The sequence below is a fragment of the Variovorax sp. ISS6 genome (assembly GCF_056523145.1).
On sequence record NZ_JAWRZC010000001.1, the window covers coordinates 2,409,723 to 2,426,412 of the forward strand.

Here is a 16,690-nt window from a genome sequence, read left to right on the forward strand (position 1 = left end):
AGCCAATCATGAAGCTTATTGTTACCGGTGGCGCTGGCTATATTGGATCTCATGCGGTGGTGGCCTTGCTGCAGGCTGGCTATGAGGTCGTGGTCCTGGATAATCTTATTAATGGTTCGCTCGAAACTTTGGCTCGAGTCGCACATATTGCGGGGCGCGCGCCGACTTTCATACAAGCTGATGTTCGGGATTCGATTGCCATGCGCAAAGTGTTTGATCAGCACCGCGTCGATGCTGTCTTGCACTTTGCTGGGCTCAAGTCTGTTGGAGAAAGTGTGAATGACCCTATGCGTTATTACGACAATAACGTAACGGGTACTTTGACGCTGTGCCAGGCCATGGCTGAAGCTGAAGTATTTCAGTTGCTCTTCAGTTCGTCGGCAACCGTATATGGTGAACAGGCAGATATGCCGATCACGGAAGTGACGCCTACTGCACGTCCAACCAACCCTTATGGCAGGTCAAAGTTGATGGTGGAGGAAATGCTGGCGGACTTAGCCGGTTCCGATGTGCGGTGGAGTGTTGGGGTGCTGCGTTACTTCAATCCCGTCGGGGCGCACTCAAGTGGGTTGATTGGTGAGGATCCCAAAGGTATCCCGAACAATTTACTTCCCTATATCGCTCGAGTCGCAGCCGGTACGTTGGAAGAACTCTCGATTTTTGGTAATGACTACCCTACTTCCGATGGTACTGGTGTTCGTGATTACATCCACGTCGTAGATCTAGTTGAAGGTCACATCAGGGCGCTTGATGCGTTGAAGGTGCGTAGCGGTTGGCAGGTGTGGAATTTGGGAACTGGTCAAGGCTATAGCGTGCTAGAGGTTGTGCGGGCGTTTGAAGAGGCGTCAGGCCGTCGGGTGCCTTGTCGTATCGCCTCTCGCCGGGCGGGCGACGTAGCTCGTTGCTGGTGTGATCCAACTAAAGCTCAAAGAGAGTTGGATTGGGTGGCGCGACGCGGTTTGCCCGAAATGATGATCGATGCTTGGCGCTGGCAGTCGCGTGATTTGGAAAATCACGCTGCATTGATCGATTTGCGTTAAGCCGCAGCCCGTAAATAAAGGGTTTTAAAATGACTCGAAAAAAAGTATTGATTACTGGTGCAAACGGTTTCATCGGTAAAAATCTTCAATTGCGTTTGGACGAGCGCAAGGATATCGATGTCAGCTGCTTTGCTCGCGGCGATGATATCAGTCAATTGCGGCATTTGTTGCAAAAGGTGGATTTTGTTTTTCATTTGGCGGGGGTTAATCGCCCGCAAGATTCAAGTGAGTTTGCCGTTGGAAATGCTGATTTTACGAAGAGCTTGTCTCAGGCTCTTGGTGATGTTGCTGAAATAATGGGTAAAAGAGTGCCAATTGTCTACACTTCTTCTACTCAGGCAAAAAATAACAATCCTTATGGTGTCAGCAAACGCGAGGCGGAAGAAGCCCTGCAAAATGTAGCCCGTAGCCACAATATTCCTGTGCATATTTTTCGACTGCCTAACGTGTTTGGTAAATGGGCTCGACCAAACTACAACTCAGCCGTGGCTACGTTCTGCTACAACAGTACGCGTGGGTTGCCGATTCAAATTCGCGATCCGGCCGCGCCAATAGTGCTGGTATATGTAGATGATGTCGTCGAACACTTCGTTCAACTGATGGACGGTGCCGCCGCCGAAGTGGATGCGGAAGGTTTTGCGACTGTATCAACTCAATATGCGACCACTGTCGGTGAAGTGGCCCAACGAATTGAGTCTTTCAAGGATGGTCGCATCACGCTTTTGACTGATCGTGTTGGAACTGGACTGACTCGCGCGTTATATTCAACATATGTAAGCTATTTGCCGCCTGAGTCATTTTCTTATTTAGTGCCGCAACATGGAGACTCGCGCGGCGTGTTCGTTGAGATGCTAAAGACGCCTGATTCAGGGCAATTTTCATTCTTCACCGCACATCCGGGCATCACACGGGGCGGTCACTATCATCACAGTAAAACCGAGAAGTTCCTCGTCATCAAAGGGCATGCGCGCTTTAAGTTCCGGCACATGCAAACAGGTGAGACCCACGAACTACTGACTGCTGGCGACAAGTCGGAGATTGTCGAGACCGTTCCCGGATGGACGCACGACATCACGAACGTTGGTAACGAGGAAATGGTCGTGATGCTCTGGGCCAATGAAGTGTTCGATCGCGCTCGACCGGACACTTTCGCTTGCCCGCTATAGCTCTGAGACTTTGGATCTCCTGCAATGAAAAAACTCAAAGTCATGACCGTGGTCGGCACGCGACCCGAGATCATTCGCCTTTCGCGCGTGCTGGCCCGACTCGACGAGCATTGCGACCATGTACTGGTGCATACCGGCCAGAATTACGATTACGAACTTAACCAAGTTTTCTTCGACGACTTGGGCGTGCGCAAGCCCAACCATTTTTTGAACAGCGCAGCCAATGCCAGTAGCGCGGCACACACGATCGGTAACCTCATCATCGCGGTGGACCAAGTGCTGGGTGAAGTGCAACCCGAGGCCATGCTGGTGCTGGGCGACACCAACAGTTGTCTCTCGGTGATTCCGGCCAAGCGCCGCAAGATCCCGATCTTTCACATGGAAGCGGGAAACCGCTGCTTCGACCAGCGTGTTCCCGAGGAAACCAACCGTCGTATCGTCGACCACACGGCTGATGTCAACCTCACTTACAGCACCATCGCGCGCGACTACCTGCTGCGCGAGGGACTGCCACCCGACTTGGTCATCAAGACCGGGAGCCCGATGTTCGAGGTGCTGGCGCACTATCGTTCGCGCATCGACGCTTCCGACGTACTCAAGCGCTTAGGGTTGCAAGCCGGGCAGTATTTTGTGGTGAGCGCCCATCGTGAAGAGAACATCGAGTCCCCAGAGTCCTTTGCCAAGCTTGTAGCGGTGCTGAACGCTGTTGCAGAAGACAACGGCCTGGCGGTGATCGTCTCTACCCATCCGCGCACGCAAAAGCGCATCGACGCAACAGGTACGCAATTCCATAAGCGGGTGCGTCTGTTGAAGCCACTGGGATTCCATGACTACGTCAAGCTGCAACTGTCGGCACGCGCCACTCTGTCCGACAGCGGCACGATCAATGAAGAGTCATCGATCCTCAATTTTCCGGCGCTCAACCTGCGCGAAGCGCACGAGAGGCCCGAGGGAATGGAAGAGGCCGCTGTGATGATGGTTGGTCTCGAGGTAGACCGTGTGCGCCAGGGCCTGGCCATTCTGGAAACGCAATCGCGAGGTGAGGCACGTGACCTGCGCCAAGTCGCTGACTACGGTATGCCCAATGTGTCGGACAAGGTCCTGCGCATCATCCACAGCTATACCGACTACGTGAATCGCGTGGTTTGGAAGAAGTACTGACGCATGGCAACTCGCGTGTTGTTGCTGACGCAGTGGTTCGACCCCGAGCCAACCTTCAAGGGCATCGTGTTTGCCCGTGAATTGGTGCGCCAGGGTTTTGAAGTCGAAGTCTTGACGGGTTTCCCCAACTACCCGGGTGGCAAGGTGTACGCTGGCTACCGGATCAAGCTGCTGCAGCGCGAAGTAATAGATGGCGTTCAGGTGACTCGTGTCCCTCTCTATCCCAACCATGACCAGTCGGCGATCAAGCGGGTATTGAACTATGCGAGCTTCGCTGCCTCCTCGCTTTTCTATGGCTTGTTCATCGCGCGGCGGGCCGATGTGATCTATGCCTATCATCCGCCACTCACGGTAGGTATCACTGCCGGGCTGCTGCGGCTTTTTCGCCGCATCCCGGTGGTCTATGACATCCAGGATATGTGGCCCGACACTCTGCGTGCCACCGGCATGATCACCAATGCCCGGGCTCTGAGCGTAGTAGCCGGGGTATGCCAATGGGTGTATGGGCGCGTGGATCACATCGCAGTGCTTTCGCCGGGTTTCAAGCGTTTGCTGCAGCAGCGCGGCGTGCCTGAGACCAAGGTGGACGTGATCTACAACTGGGCCGATGAGGCCGCACTGACGTCGCCTCGGGGTCATCCACCTGCGAGCTTTCCTGGGCCGGACCGACTCCGCATCCTCTTTGCAGGAAACATGGGTAAGGCTCAGGCCCTGGATACCGTACTCGACGCGGCGGCTCTCTTGCAAGCCCGGGATGCTCGGGTGTGCTTCGTATTGCTGGGCGGCGGCGTCGAAGTGACTCGACTCAAGGAACGTGCCGCGGACCTGCAGTTGAGCAACGTGATCTTTCTGCCTCCCGTTCCTATGTCGGAAGTTGGTGCCCTGTTGAATGCAGCCGAGGTTCTGTTGGTTCACCTTCGCAAGGATTCTCTGTTCGAGATCACTATCCCGTCCAAGACACAGGCCTACATGGCTGTCGGCAAACCGCTTCTGATGGCGGTCGATGGTGACGCGGCAGGTTTGGTTTCGGAGTCCGGTGGTGGTGTGGTCGTTGAATCAGAGAACGCTCAGGGACTCGCCAATGCCGCAGAGGCGTTTGCAGCGATGCCACCCGACGCCTTGGCCGTCATGGGACGCCAAGCGCAGCGGTACTACCGTGAGCAGCTTGCCTTGAAAGTCGGCGTGTCCAAGTTCGGCGCGATATTCACGCGATTGACGGCAGGATGACATCGAAATGAAGCGTCTTTTCGACTTTGTGCTTGCCTGCCTGGCGTTGCTGCTCCTTGGTCTTCCGTTGCTGTTCTTGGCACTGCAAGTTCGTCGCAAGCTGGGTGACCCGGCATTCTTCCGCCAGACGCGGCCGGGCCTCGGCGGGCGGCCATTCAAAATGGTCAAGTTCCGCACGATGACCGACACTCGTGGTGCCGGTGGCGAACTGCTTCCCGACGCAGACCGTTTGACCCCGTTTGGGCGTTTTCTGCGTGCGAGCAGTCTTGACGAGTTGCCCGAACTCTGGAATGTGATCAAGGGAGACATGAGCTTGGTCGGCCCCCGCCCGCTGTTGATGGACTACCTTCCCTTTTACTCCGCGGAACAAGCCCGACGCCATGAAGTGCGTCCTGGCATCACGGGTTGGGCTCAGATCAATGGGCGAAATGCATTGAGCTGGGAAGAAAAGTTCAAGCTCGATGTCTGGTATGTGGACAATCGTTCACTCTGGCTCGACATCAAGATCCTATGGCTGACGGTGCGCAAGGTTCTGGTGCGCGATGGCATTAGCGCGGCGGGCGAGGCCACGATGCCGCGCTTCACTGGAGCGCGAGTGGAGCGCGAGCAATGAGATTGCCTCTTTTTGCGATATTCGGTGCCAGTGGCTGTGGTCGAGGCGTAATGCCGCTCGCTCGTGCACAACTGGCACGCGAAGGCATTTCGGCAGAGCAGTTGGTGTTCGTTGACGATCGGCCCGAAGTCCGGAGTGTCAATGGCCATCGCGTGCTGCGCTATGAAGAATTTCTGAGGATCAATGCAAGCACGAGGCAAGTCGTGATTGCCATCGCCGACGGCACGATTCGTGAAAAGCTGGCCAGCCGTTGTGCGGCCGATGGTGTGATGCCGTGGACAGTTCAAGCGGCCAATGCAGTGATCATGGATGATGTCTTGCTAGGTGAGGGCGCTGCGCTCAGCCCGTTCGTGACTCTCACGTCCAACATCCGCATTGGCAAGCATTTTCATGCCAATCTGTATAGCTATGTTGAACATGATTGCGTCATCGGTGACTTTGTTACCTTTGCGCCAGCGGTCAAGTGCAATGGCAATGTGCACATTGCGGATCACGCATACATCGGCGCTGGAGCCGTTATCAAACAAGGCATGCCGGGGCGCCCACTTGTGATCGGTCGGGGCGCCTTAGTCGGCATGGGGGCGGTAGTCACGCGCGACGTACCAGCCGGAGCTACCGTCGTCGGAAACCCTGCCAAGCCATTTCTGAAAAAAGGTTGAATTGTTGTGTTGAACACCCCCTTCTCCCCTTGGCCCAGCTTTACTTCTGAAGAGGTGGATGCCGTACAGCGCGTGCTGCTGTCTAACAAGGTCAACTATTGGACCGGCCAGGAATGTCGTATGTTTGAAAAGGAGTTCGCAGCATGGGCGGGCACAGCACATGCGCTGGCGTTGGCCAATGGAACGCTGGCATTGGACGTAATTCTCAAATGCATGGGAATCGGTCCTGGTGATGAAGTGATTGTTACTCCGCGGACGTTTATCGCAAGTGTTTCCTGTGTGGTAAATGCGGGAGCGACTCCGGTTTTTGCAGATGTAGATGCGGAAAGCGGAAACCTTTCGGCGAAAACTATTGAGCAGGTCGTCACATCCCGCACTAAGGCCGTAATTTGTGTACATCTCGCTGGTTGGCCCTGCGACATGGATCCCATTATGGATTTGGCCGACCGGCATGGCTTCAAGGTAATTGAGGACTGCGCACAGGCACATGGCTCGCGTTATAAGGGCCGCTCCGTTGGCTCCATCGGGCATGCGGGTGCGTGGTCATTTTGCCAAGACAAGATCATGACCACTGGAGGTGAAGGTGGCATGGTTACCACCAACGATGAGTCGTTGTGGCGCGCCATGTGGGAATACAAAGACCATGGCAAGAGTTATGAAGCTGTTTATGAACGCGAGCATGCCGCCGGCTTTCGTTGGCTTCACGAAAGTTTTGGCACAAATTGGAGAATGCTCGAGATCCAAGCTGCTATTGGTCGCATTCAATTGAGGCGTATGACGGATTGGACAAGGATTCGCGCACGCCATGCGGAAGCTCTGTGGGCGGCGGCGCGGCCGTACGCTGCAGTACGGGTTCCGGAGTTCACAAACAAGGGCGGTAGCGGGAGCGTACATGCTCACTACAAGTGCTATATGTATGTACGATCAGAGTGCTTGACTCCTGGCTGGACGCGTGATCGGATTATTGACACCGTACAGTCAAACGGGGTGCCCTGCTATCAGGGGTCATGTTCCGAGGTGTATCTAGAACGCGCCTTTGACGGCACAGGGTGGCGTCCGGCCCAATCGCTGCCTGTTGCGCGTGCTCTCGGTGAGACGAGCTTGATGTTTCTTGTTCATCCCACGCTGACTTCGACTGAGGTCGAACAGGCCTCGAAAGTCATCGAGCAAGTGCTTTCCGCGGCTTCAGGCGCAAGTCGCTCGGGCTGAAGATCGGCTGCCCATGACCGCCTCGCTCTGGATCAAGACCGTCATAATCGCATTCGTCTGCTGAATGCTGGTCGGTAAATAAAATAGCAAATAGGGAGAGCGTTTTTGTTGTGTTCGATTGTCAAACTGTCTGCGCGTGCCGCTGATCTGATGAGTTACTCTGTGTCATGAAGTCTGTGCTGGTTGTATGTATCGGAAATATCTGTCGTAGCCCAATGGGCGAGGCACTACTTAGTGCAGCTTTACCGCACTTGAGCGTGTCATCGGCAGGTGTGGGAGCGCTTGTAGGCCAGCCCGCTGATGCCTTTGCATGTGAGTTAATGGCTGAACGTGGATTAAACATTCAGTCTCACCGCGCTCGCCAGTTGACGACTCCTATATGTCAACAGGTCGATTTAATTTTAGCAATGGATAACGAGCAGTGCGCGCACATCAATCAGCTTCATCCTCTCGCGCGAGGGAAGGTCTTTCGCCTGGGGGCGGTGGCGGGTATTGACATTCCCGACCCTTATCGTCGAGGGCGTCCGGCCTTTGAACAAGCTTTGCAACTTATTGAAGCCGGCGCCAATGCGTGGGCCGAACGCATCAAGAAAATCTCATGAACGCCATTGCTAATCAATCTAATTCGCCGGTTCTCGCCGCAGCGCCTTTGCGGGACGATAACGATGATGTGATTCATTTATCCGAATATCTGGATATTTTGGTCGATCGTAAATGGTTGGTAGCAGTGATCACCTGCGTTGCCATCGCTATTGGCGTTGTCTATGCATCACTCTCGACCCCGATCTATCAGTCGAATCTTCTTGTTCAGGTCGAAGATTCATCGCCAGATTCAAAGAATTTTCTTGGAGACACAGCAAATCTGTTCGACGTAAAGACGCCGGCTTCTGGGGAAATTCAAATCATTCGATCTCGGATGGTGATGGGCGGGGCGGTGGAGGCTACTCGTCTATATATCAGTGCGAGGCCTCGTTACGTGCCTATTGTCGGAGAGTGGCTGGCGCGCCGATCGAAGACGCTATCAGAGCCTGGCTTTTTTGGCATGGAGGGATACGTAGCGGGCAGAGAGGCAATTGAAGTTGAAAGGCTCGATGTTCCCTTGTCATTTGAGGATCAAAGCCCTTTTAATATCGCGGCTCTCGGAGGTGGAAGATATGTCCTTTCGCACCCTGATCTGCCTGAACCGTTGACTGGTTCGGTAGGAGAGTTGCTAAGTGAGAAAGTACCTGGCGGTGATATCGAGTTAATTGTCTCGCGACTCGATGGCAAGCCAGGAGCGCAATTTGTCGTTGCCCGTGCGTCTCTTCTTGCGACGACTGAAAGTCTTCAGCGGCGAGTGCAGCTGACCGAGCAAGGCAAGCAATCGAATGTGATTAGCGTGGCGCTTGAAGACAGCGATCGTGGCCGACTGCGGCGAATTCTTGACGCAATTGGTGCGCAATACGTTCGGCAAAACGTTGAGCGCAAATCCGCCGAAGCAGAAAAAACACTCGAATTCCTGGATAAGCAGTTGCCTGTCTTTAAGGGTCAGCTTGAAAGCTCCGAGGACGTTTATGCAAGTTTTCGTAATAAAAACGGAACGATCGCTTTTGATGAGGAGGCCAAGGTAATCCTTACGCAGGCCGTACAGCTTCAAACTAAACTCCTCGAATCCGAGCAACTGCGCCGAGACTTGCTGTCGCGCTTTACCGAAACTAATCCCAAGGTAAAAGTCATTGATGGGCAAATTGCGGCATTTCGGCACGAACTCGATGGTGTTGACCAACGAGTAAGTGCAATGCCTGTACTGCAACGCGACGCGTTACGACTCGAGCGAGATGTCCGCGTTAATGGTGAATTGTACAAATCACTTTTGAACAGTTCGCTGCAGTTGCGTCTCGTTAAAGAGGGAAAGGTCGGAAATGTTCGGGTACTGGACAAAGCCACTGAGCCTAAAAGCCCTGTAAAGCCTCAGCAATCACTGATTGTTGCGGTGGCACTTGGATTGGGTTTGTTGGCAGGTGTCGCGTTGGCAATTATTCGCAGCAAAATGTCTAGCGGTATCCACAATCCTCAGGAGATTGAAGATCGATTGGGGTTGAACGTTTTTTCCGTGGTGCCACAAGCGGCAGAGCAGGATGCGCTTATTCAACTAATCGCGACGGGAGCCGCCGGAGCTCAGGTTCTTGCGGTTACAGCTCCTGAAAGCCTTGCTATCGAGAGTTTGCGGAATTTGCGCATTTCCCTTCAGTTGACATTGCTGGAGTCGGGCAGTAATCGAGTACTGGTAACTGGCGCCACGCCGGGCGTTGGTAAGACTTTCGTATCGAGCAACTACGCAGTCATCATGGCTCAAGCCGGCAAGCGTGTGCTACTGATCGATGCGGACTTGCGCAAAGGTCATATCAACAAGTCCTTTGGACTTCCGCGACAGAGAGGTCTTGCAGATGTCTTGGCCGGTGATATGACCTGTGAACAGGCCATACATTCTCAGGTGCTTCCTAATTTGGACGTTCTCACGACGGGGAATTACCCATTTAATCCAGCCAACATGATGTTGTCCTCTGCATTGGCCGACGTTTTGGATGGGGTGTCGCAGCGATATGATTTGATCGTGATCGATAGTCCGCCGGTATTGGTGGCGGCTGACGCCGCAGCAGTCTCTGCTCATGTGGGCGCCGTTTTGTTGGTCGCCCGCGATGGGCTGACACAGATTGGTGAATTGGGAGAAAGCGTCAAGCGGCTGGCTCAAGCCAATCGGCGTGTTAGTGGCGTCGTTTTTAATGGGATGGATCTTTCGCGCAGGCATTACGGAAGCTATGGTTACAAGTATGGCGGCTATCGCTATACAGAGTACAAGTACAAGCAAGCGAATTGACAAGGTGCGGGTAATGCTCGCTAACAGGGTATTTGCTTTTTCATGGGTGGGTTAGGCGAACTTCTTATGTCTTTCGGAGGGTGCTTACAAACGCGATAGTTTGTACACTTCCTGACAATCGAGTGTTTTCAAGGCGAGAGTGACCTGCGGCATGGCGGTCACAATGGTTCGCAAGTCCGAGCGTGATCTCGGGTAGGAGTTTCTGTGTGATCAATCGTCTGGCAGAGCAGTTGCTCGCGTTGCCTAGACCTGCCAAACGGTTACTGGCGTTGTGCGTGGACGCGCTCGTGTGCGTCCTATGCGTCTGCTTTGCGTTGAGCTTGCGCTTCGAACAATGGATGCTCCCTCGTGGGTCGCAATGGTGGGCAGGCGCGATGGCGGTGCTGATTGCGCTTCCACTGTTTACTGTATTTGGTCTTTACCGCGCGATATTTCGTTATGCAGGTGCGCCAGCGGTCTTGGCCATTTTGCGGGCGTGTGCATTGTTCGGGCTTGCCTACGCCGCGCTATTCACGGTCTTCGGCGTTAGCGCGGTACCGCGCACGGTCGGGTTGGTGGTCCCCCTGTTACTTTTCATGTGCATCGGCGGATTGCGCATGCTGGCGCGCTACTGGCTCGGCGGGATGTACATGAGCGCAGTCCAGCGCAAGTCGCTGCCGCAGGTGGTCATCTATGGCGCTGGCGGCGCTGGGCTGCAACTCGCGGCAGCGCTCGCGCAGAGTCGCGACATGCTGGTGCGAGCCTTCATTGATGATGCAAAGCATCTTCATGGCAGCACTCTCAACGGCATCAGGATTCAGCCGCCAAGCTGGTTGCGAGAGAACGCCGCGATGCTCGGGATTTCGGATGTCTTGCTAGCGATGCCCTCTACCAGCAGGGCACGGCGAGCCGAGATCCTGCATGATTTGCTTCCGCTCCATCTGCATGTACGTACGCTGCCCGCGCTCGCCGATCTGGCCAACGGCCGCGTTCAAGTTCATGACTTGGTCGAGGTCGATATCGAGGATCTGCTGGGCCGTGACCCCGTTGCGCCGGTCGACGATCTGCTGCACAAGCACATACGGCACCAGGTGGTGTTGGTCACGGGCGCTGGCGGCTCGATCGGCAGTGAGCTCTGCCGGCAGATCGTCAAACTTTCGCCGTCGAAGCTGCTGTTGGTGGAGCTGACGGAGTTTGCGCTTTACGCCATCCACCAAGAACTGGAGGCGATGAGTCCGGAGGTCCAGATCATCCCGCTCCTGGCTTCGGTGCGCGACCCCGCACGCCTGCGCGAAATCATGCGGACCTGGCGGCCCGATACCGTCTACCACGCAGCCGCCTACAAGCATGTGCCGCTCGTGGAGCACAACCCTGTCGAAGGCGTTCGGAACAACTCGCTGGGTACGCTTCTGGCGGCGCAGATCGCAATGGAATGCCAGGTTCGCCGATTCGTGCTGGTGAGTACCGACAAGGCGGTGCGGCCGACCAACATCATGGGAGCAAGCAAGCGCTTGGCCGAACTCGCCTTGCAAGGTTTGGCGCAGCAGCCATCCGGCACCTGCTTTTCGATGGTGCGCTTCGGCAATGTGCTGGGCTCCAGTGGATCAGTGGTTCCGTTGTTCCGTCGACAGATCGAGGCTGGTGGCCCAATTACCCTGACGCACGCCGATATCACCCGTTACTTCATGACGATCCCGGAGGCGGCGCAACTCGTCATCCAGGCGGGCGCCATGGCGCAAGGCGGAGACGTCTTCGTTCTCGACATGGGCGAACCGGTTCGAATCATCGATCTGGCCCGGAGACTGGTGGAGCTGTCGGGGCGAACCGTTCGTGACGAGAATACCCCTGACGGAGACATCGAACTTCGCATCACAGGTCTGCGACCGGGAGAAAAACTCTATGAAGAGCTTCTCATCGGGGACAACGCGATGCAGACCACGCACTCTCGGGTGATGAAGGCTCACGAGCCTTGCCCGCCGGCCGAGGAGCTCTGGCGGCAGTTCGCAATGTTGGGGGGCATTCTCGATCGCAACGATGTGCCGGCGCTCAAGCACGCGTTGTTGCAGATGCTGCCCGGATATCAGCCGCACGCGGAGGTGGTCGACTGGGTGCATTTGGAAAGGCACTCGGCAAACGCAGTGCTGTTGCAAGACGTCGATTCGGAGTCGAATGCCATTGTTGGTGCTGAGGTCCTGCTGGACGGCTCTCCTCGGGTTGCCGGGGCTGCTCTGGTGGCTTGATCGAATTGCTTGACTCGCGCCCTCAGCACGACTGAGAACAAACGACAAGGCGGCCCGTTGCTGAAGCAACGGGCCGCCTTGTTTCTGGTGTGAGTGTCTTTGAATGCAGTGTGGAGGGATTGAAATTCTCGACCCGTTCCTCAGCGCGAAGTAGCCAACCAGCCTTCCGCCTCAGCGAGCACCCTCGAAGTTCAAAATATTGTCCCCCGCTCGCGGCGGACTGCTCTCCGGAGCCCCAATCGAGAACGCCTTCGGATCCCTGATCGACGTCATGTCGTACAGCGGATTGATCCGGCCCAGCTTCGCGCCACCGTCCCGAATGAGCGGCGACCAATTGAAGGCGGCGGTGAACTTGCTCGACTTCGGCAGGAAGGCGTCGAAAGGCACCGCCACGTAGATGCCCTTGTCGAAGCTGCCTTCGCCGAACTCGCGTGACGACACGTTCGTCTTGGTCGCATAAGCGCCGAGCACCACGCCGTTGTCGAAGCTCTTGCTGACGTTGAGCGTGACGCCCTTGTCGCCCGCGAGGTACTGACCCACGCTGATGGTTGCGCGAACGCCGTTCCAGCCCGTGTCCCAGTACAGCGTGGCATGGCCGGTGTTGACCTTGTAGTCGCGCAGACCGAAGTCCTGCGCGAAGTCGCGTTGCCGCACGTGGTTGATGTCGATGCCGAAAGCGACACGGCTGCGTGACGGGCGGTAGAGCCATTCGGCCCCGACACCTGCGAACATGGGCTCGAGTGCACCGCCGTAGACGCTGTAGTACTGATCCTCGGCGAGCCGGCCCACATGGGTGAGCTGAAAAACCGGCATGGTCAGCCGCTTCGTCGTCGCGTATTCGCGCTGGAAGGTCCGCACGCGCGGCAGATTGCTGGGCGCGGTATAGGTGAACTTGTCGAAGTTGTCGAACATGCGCCAGTTGAGCGCGCCGTTGAACCAAGTGCTGTCTGTGAATCGGTACTCAAGAACTGCTTGAATGCCGATTTGGTAGAGCAGGAAGGCGTCCGGGCCGCCGACGATCTGCGAGGTGCTGGGCGTGATGCCGAAGGTGTAGCGCTCGCGCTTGCGTTCCCATGGCGCCATCGGTGCGGGCGCTACGGTCGTGGCCGTCGAGGATGTAGCTGCTGCATTCTGCGACGAATTGACGGATTCACTCGCCGCCGTGGCAACCACTGCCGGCAGGGGCTGCATGTCTTCGCTGCTGTCGACGTTCGGCGCGTACTCGCGCTGGCCGACCGCACGCTTCTCGCTGGGGGTCATCGCCTTGTAGTGCTCGTTGACCCATTCGTCGCGGTTGACCACCTGTGCATGCAGCGAAAGTCCGCGCTCGCGGTAGTGAAGCACGAAGTACTTGATCGAAGCCGGTGCATCGCGATGCAGCAATGCAGTGATGGTCTCGACGCGCGCTTCGCGGTAGACCGTCATGCTCTCGCTGATCCAGACATGGAGCTTGTCGCCCTGCGGGGCGATGCGCTGCACGGTCCATTCGGTGCGGGCTTCGATGTCGGCAGCAGTCGTCGGCCAGCCGGGCGGTGCCTTGGGGGCTTCGGGCGTGAAGCGCGGTAGCGGCGCATCGGCCACTTTGGGTGACTGAAGCTTGGCAAGGTTGGTCGAGAGCGACACACCGAGCATGACCTTGTCGCCACGCTCGAAGCCCAGCGAGAAGGAAACAGCCGGCGAGTAACGATACTCGAGGCCCACGTTGAAAGGGGTGCGCTGGCGCTGATTGATGCCCGACGGCTCGTGCTGATAGTCGTTGCCGTCGTATTCGAGCTTCAGGGTCAGCGGATCCCATGGGGTGCGCCATTCGACGCCGCCGAAAAGCGCTGAGGGTCCGCGGAAGAAGCTGTTGAAGTTGGCCTGGCCTCCGGTCGAGGCGGTGCTGCCGGGGCGCGTTCTGAAGCGATTGCTGATCGCGATCAACGGATTCTTGATGTTGCCGCTGCTGCCCATGTAGCCCCAACCGATGCCGAGGCTGAAATCGAAGTCGCCGTAGCGCTTGCTGGCGACGAGATATTCGGAAGAGAACAGGCCGGTACCGCCGAAGTCGCGGAAGCCAAGGGCGAGTTCCGGCACGTAGGCCGACTCCTTGGCGAGCCGGACCTTGAAATCGATACTCTTGTCCTTGTTCGATTGGCCTGTGGTACTGGCCGCGTAGGCTTGGTTGCTGATCGAGGTGTAGCGAAAGCCCGCTTCGAACCATTCCAGCGGCTGGAACATGAAGTTCAGCCGCGAGTAGGGATAGACGTTGGTGAACGAAAACCGGAAGTCGCCGAGCTCGCCCATGCGGGCCGTGGGCGTCTGCAGGAGGCCGGTTTCGCCCCAGTCGTTGGTGCTGGTCCTGAAGGCCTTGGGGGTGGACACGGGCTCGGGCAGCACGGAGCGGACCGGCGAGTAGTGGGCGGGCGCGGTGTCTTTTCCGGCGCCGAGACTCGTGGTCAGTGGTGGGCGCTTGTCTGAAGCGGTGGTCAGCGCGACCGTATCGAGCGCCGCGGCATCCAGCGCCTGGGGCGACGGTCCCTGGGTCGCCAGGAACTTGATCATCCCCTCCGAGGCCGCGACCAGGTCCGGCATCTGTCGAGGCGCGGCCCAGATCCAGGAGCCGGGGGCGGGTTCATCGGAGGGCTGGGCGTTCCAGGGGGCCACACCGACGCGCGCCGTGCGGCCGTCGGGCTGTGCCACCCAGGCCCAATCCGCGGTGGGCAGGTCGCAGGCCTTTGCATAGTCCCAGGCGCTGCGCCCGGCCTCGTGCCGGACATGGCAAAGCTCGCCGTTGGGGCGCACCACGGCAATGGTCTTCAATTCTCGCGGTCCAGGCACGAGCTGCTGGCCGGCCGACAGCACGGGATCTTCTGCGGGATGTGTTTCCAGCCATCGAGGATCGACGATGCCGAGGGCTACGCGTCCGGTCACCGGCAAGCCTTGTAGCCAGGTGATCAGGGCAAGCCGGTCGACCTGGCTCTCGCGTGAGGCGCGGCGGGCTTCGGCTTCGAGGCGAACCAGCAGTGTGTTCTTTAGGAACTGCTGGGCCAGCCGCTCCTCGGGGACGCGCCACGAGAGCCCGGGGGAGGCCGTTTCCGGTGGCTGCCGCAGCAACCATGTGCTGAATCGTTCGCCGGCGCGGACATCGGTGTCGGAGCGGGGCGTCTGGTCGTTCGAATTCGCCGGCATCGCTTGCTGTGCCCATGCGCCGCATGTGACGACCAGTGCGCACGCCGCCGCGATGTGACGAGGCCAGTAGGAATGCCGGGGATGCGGACCTCGGGAGGTCATGTCCCAGCGCTCGCCGGGGCGCCGGCTACCGGCGTGGGGGGTGTCCACCGCTCGAAGCTCATACACAGATTGTTGGAGATGCACTGCTCGGAATAGATGACAACAGGTGTGCCTGTCTTGTACGAGATTCCGAACCGGGCGGTAGGGAGCGAGCCAGTCGCTGGGCGCGAGACGCTGCGCTCCTCGTACCACTGTAGCGACTTCGGGTCCGCGCCCGCGATGGCTGTGTCGCCGGGCGCCGGGATGGAAATGCGGGTAATCTCGTCACTGATGCCGAATCGATAGCCTGGCATAACGTCGCGCTCGCGCACATAGTGCTGCGCGATGGGCGCATTGCCGGGTGTCGAGGCAACTGCAGGCCAGGCGGGCCAATCGGCGATGCGAACGGCGCGCCAATCCGTGGTGAGCCCGGTAGTGCCGACCAGGCGACCGTTCTGCAGTCGCACGACTTCACCGCCACCGCTGTACCAGACCTCGACGGTGCCTTCCGGCCGCGGGTCCAGATAGCCGAGCACCATATAGATGGTGCGACCCGAGATATTGGCTCTCAGGTAAGCAAAATTGGGATTGAAATTCGGTGTGGCTGCAGACGGCTGCCCCCGATAGAGCGCGCGTGCCGTCTCCACAATGGCCGAAGAACCGGAAGAACAACCGCCAACGCCCAAAAAAAACGTTGCCCAAAGGCAACATTTAATAAGTCGCGTGGCGATACCGACGCGGGGACCTTTCAGCGAGTGCCCTCCGTCTAGGAGGGCTCGCAACATCAGCGGTGAGTGCCGGTGGTGCCAGTCGTGCCGGTACCAGGGATCAGGCCGAAGCCGCCGCCCGAATTGCCGCCATTGCCGCTCACGGCGGCGACGAAGACGGCTGCACCTGCGCCAGCGGCAACCCACTGTTCGGTCGTCAGTCCGCCTTGGGCGTTGTTTGTGGCGGCATTGCCGCCGGCGGGAGCGCCTTGAGCGAACGCGGAAGAAGCCGCCAGAGCGGAAAGGGCGACAGCTGCAACCAGTTTGGTGGTCTTCATAAGGGATCCTCTCAAAGATTTTTATGCAATCGCGTCGAGGGTAGCAGTATTGAAAGTGGGTAGCAACCCGCTTGCACTTGGTTTCTTCTTTCTGAAGAAGTCATGGCGGCGATCGTGAAAAGGTTACGGATGTGATGTTACGTAGCAACGACCGCGATGTCGGCCGTAACGAGGCCTCCAAAAGGCCTCCAGTCCACCGGGTTCCGGGGGCATTCAAGTCGAGTGCCTTCGAAAAAATCCAA

Annotated in this window: 13 protein-coding genes; 10 read left to right on the forward strand and 3 right to left on the reverse strand. The window is 57.5% G+C overall.

The genetic code is table 11. The annotated features are described in order from the left end of the window. The first annotated feature begins 8 nt into the window (after positions 1-8). The 10 genes from galE to AC1HIL_RS11075 all read left to right on the forward strand — a co-directional run bounded on the left by galE (position 9) and on the right by AC1HIL_RS11075 (position 12,151). Positions 9-1,040, forward strand: coding sequence for a UDP-glucose 4-epimerase GalE (galE, locus tag AC1HIL_RS11030; protein ID WP_479671793.1), 1,032 nt, complete (start codon positions 9-11; stop codon positions 1,038-1,040). Positions 1,041-1,069: 29 nt separating this feature from the next. After that, positions 1,070-2,206, forward strand: a complete 1,137-nt coding sequence (gene wbjC, locus AC1HIL_RS11035) for a UDP-2-acetamido-2,6-beta-L-arabino-hexul-4-ose reductase (protein WP_479671794.1) — start codon at positions 1,070-1,072, stop codon at positions 2,204-2,206. 24 nt (positions 2,207-2,230) lie between these two features. Beyond that, positions 2,231-3,367 (forward strand): non-hydrolyzing UDP-N-acetylglucosamine 2-epimerase, encoded by a 1,137-nt coding sequence (gene wecB / locus AC1HIL_RS11040; RefSeq protein WP_479671795.1) that lies wholly within the window; start codon positions 2,231-2,233, stop codon positions 3,365-3,367. A gap of 3 nt (positions 3,368-3,370) precedes the next feature. Further along, positions 3,371-4,594, forward strand: coding sequence for a glycosyltransferase family 4 protein (locus AC1HIL_RS11045; RefSeq protein WP_479671796.1), 1,224 nt, complete (start codon positions 3,371-3,373; stop codon positions 4,592-4,594). Between the two features lie 7 nt (positions 4,595-4,601). Continuing rightward, positions 4,602-5,207, forward strand: coding sequence for a sugar transferase (locus AC1HIL_RS11050; protein ID WP_479671797.1), 606 nt, complete (start codon positions 4,602-4,604; stop codon positions 5,205-5,207). After that, the gene (locus AC1HIL_RS11055) at positions 5,204-5,866 is read left to right on the forward strand and encodes an acetyltransferase (RefSeq protein WP_479671798.1); all 663 of its coding nucleotides are present in this window, start codon (positions 5,204-5,206) and stop codon (positions 5,864-5,866) included. Before AC1HIL_RS11050 ends, AC1HIL_RS11055 begins: the two co-directional genes overlap by 4 nt. 6 nt (positions 5,867-5,872) lie before the next feature. Further along, on the forward strand, positions 5,873-7,075 hold the full coding sequence (locus tag AC1HIL_RS11060) for a DegT/DnrJ/EryC1/StrS family aminotransferase (RefSeq protein ID WP_479671799.1): 1,203 nt from the start codon (positions 5,873-5,875) through the stop codon (positions 7,073-7,075). Between the two features lie 167 nt (positions 7,076-7,242). Then, a complete protein-coding gene (locus AC1HIL_RS11065; RefSeq protein WP_479671800.1) occupies positions 7,243-7,677 on the forward strand; it encodes a low molecular weight protein-tyrosine-phosphatase in 435 nt (144 codons plus the stop codon). Beyond that, a complete protein-coding gene (locus AC1HIL_RS11070) occupies positions 7,674-9,932 on the forward strand; it encodes a polysaccharide biosynthesis tyrosine autokinase (RefSeq protein ID WP_479671801.1) in 2,259 nt (752 codons plus the stop codon). Before AC1HIL_RS11065 ends, AC1HIL_RS11070 begins: the two co-directional genes overlap by 4 nt. A gap of 206 nt (positions 9,933-10,138) precedes the next feature. After that, a complete protein-coding gene (locus AC1HIL_RS11075; protein WP_479671802.1) occupies positions 10,139-12,151 on the forward strand; it encodes a polysaccharide biosynthesis protein in 2,013 nt (670 codons plus the stop codon). Between the two features lie 171 nt (positions 12,152-12,322). On the opposite strand, the gene AC1HIL_RS11080 is transcribed toward AC1HIL_RS11075, so the two are convergent. The 3 genes from AC1HIL_RS11080 to AC1HIL_RS11090 are packed head-to-tail and all read right to left on the reverse strand — an operon-like array spanning position 12,323 to position 16,448. Continuing rightward, on the reverse strand, positions 12,323-15,472 hold the full coding sequence (locus AC1HIL_RS11080; protein WP_479671803.1) for a YjbH domain-containing protein: 3,150 nt from the start codon (positions 15,470-15,472) through the stop codon (positions 12,323-12,325). Then, the gene (locus AC1HIL_RS11085) at positions 15,421-16,188 is read right to left on the reverse strand and encodes a YjbF family lipoprotein (protein WP_479671804.1); all 768 of its coding nucleotides are present in this window, start codon (positions 16,186-16,188) and stop codon (positions 15,421-15,423) included. Before AC1HIL_RS11085 ends, AC1HIL_RS11080 begins: the two co-directional genes overlap by 52 nt. Continuing rightward, positions 16,188-16,448 (reverse strand): hypothetical protein, encoded by a 261-nt coding sequence (locus AC1HIL_RS11090; RefSeq protein ID WP_261209927.1) that lies wholly within the window; start codon positions 16,446-16,448, stop codon positions 16,188-16,190. Before AC1HIL_RS11090 ends, AC1HIL_RS11085 begins: the two co-directional genes overlap by 1 nt. Positions 16,449-16,690: the final 242 nt, after the last annotated feature.

What these genes read in the sequence shown, in the direction of transcription:
- AC1HIL_RS11065 (WP_479671800.1), top strand. Translation starts at nt 7,243, where the DNA reads ATGAAGTCTGTGCTGGTTGTATGTATCGGAAATATCTGTCGTAGCCCA.
- AC1HIL_RS11045 (WP_479671796.1), top strand. Translation starts at nt 3,371, where the DNA reads ATGGCAACTCGCGTGTTGTTGCTGACGCAGTGGTTCGACCCCGAGCCA.
- AC1HIL_RS11090 (WP_261209927.1), bottom strand. Translation starts at nt 16,448, where the DNA reads ATGAAGACCACCAAACTGGTTGCAGCTGTCGCCCTTTCCGCTCTGGCG.
- galE (WP_479671793.1), top strand. Translation starts at nt 9, where the DNA reads ATGAAGCTTATTGTTACCGGTGGCGCTGGCTATATTGGATCTCATGCG.
- AC1HIL_RS11085 (WP_479671804.1), bottom strand. Translation starts at nt 16,188, where the DNA reads ATGTTGCGAGCCCTCCTAGACGGAGGGCACTCGCTGAAAGGTCCCCGC.
- AC1HIL_RS11070 (WP_479671801.1), top strand. Translation starts at nt 7,674, where the DNA reads ATGAACGCCATTGCTAATCAATCTAATTCGCCGGTTCTCGCCGCAGCG.
- wecB (WP_479671795.1), top strand. Translation starts at nt 2,231, where the DNA reads ATGAAAAAACTCAAAGTCATGACCGTGGTCGGCACGCGACCCGAGATC.
- wbjC (WP_479671794.1), top strand. Translation starts at nt 1,070, where the DNA reads ATGACTCGAAAAAAAGTATTGATTACTGGTGCAAACGGTTTCATCGGT.
- AC1HIL_RS11050 (WP_479671797.1), top strand. Translation starts at nt 4,602, where the DNA reads ATGAAGCGTCTTTTCGACTTTGTGCTTGCCTGCCTGGCGTTGCTGCTC.
- AC1HIL_RS11055 (WP_479671798.1), top strand. Translation starts at nt 5,204, where the DNA reads ATGAGATTGCCTCTTTTTGCGATATTCGGTGCCAGTGGCTGTGGTCGA.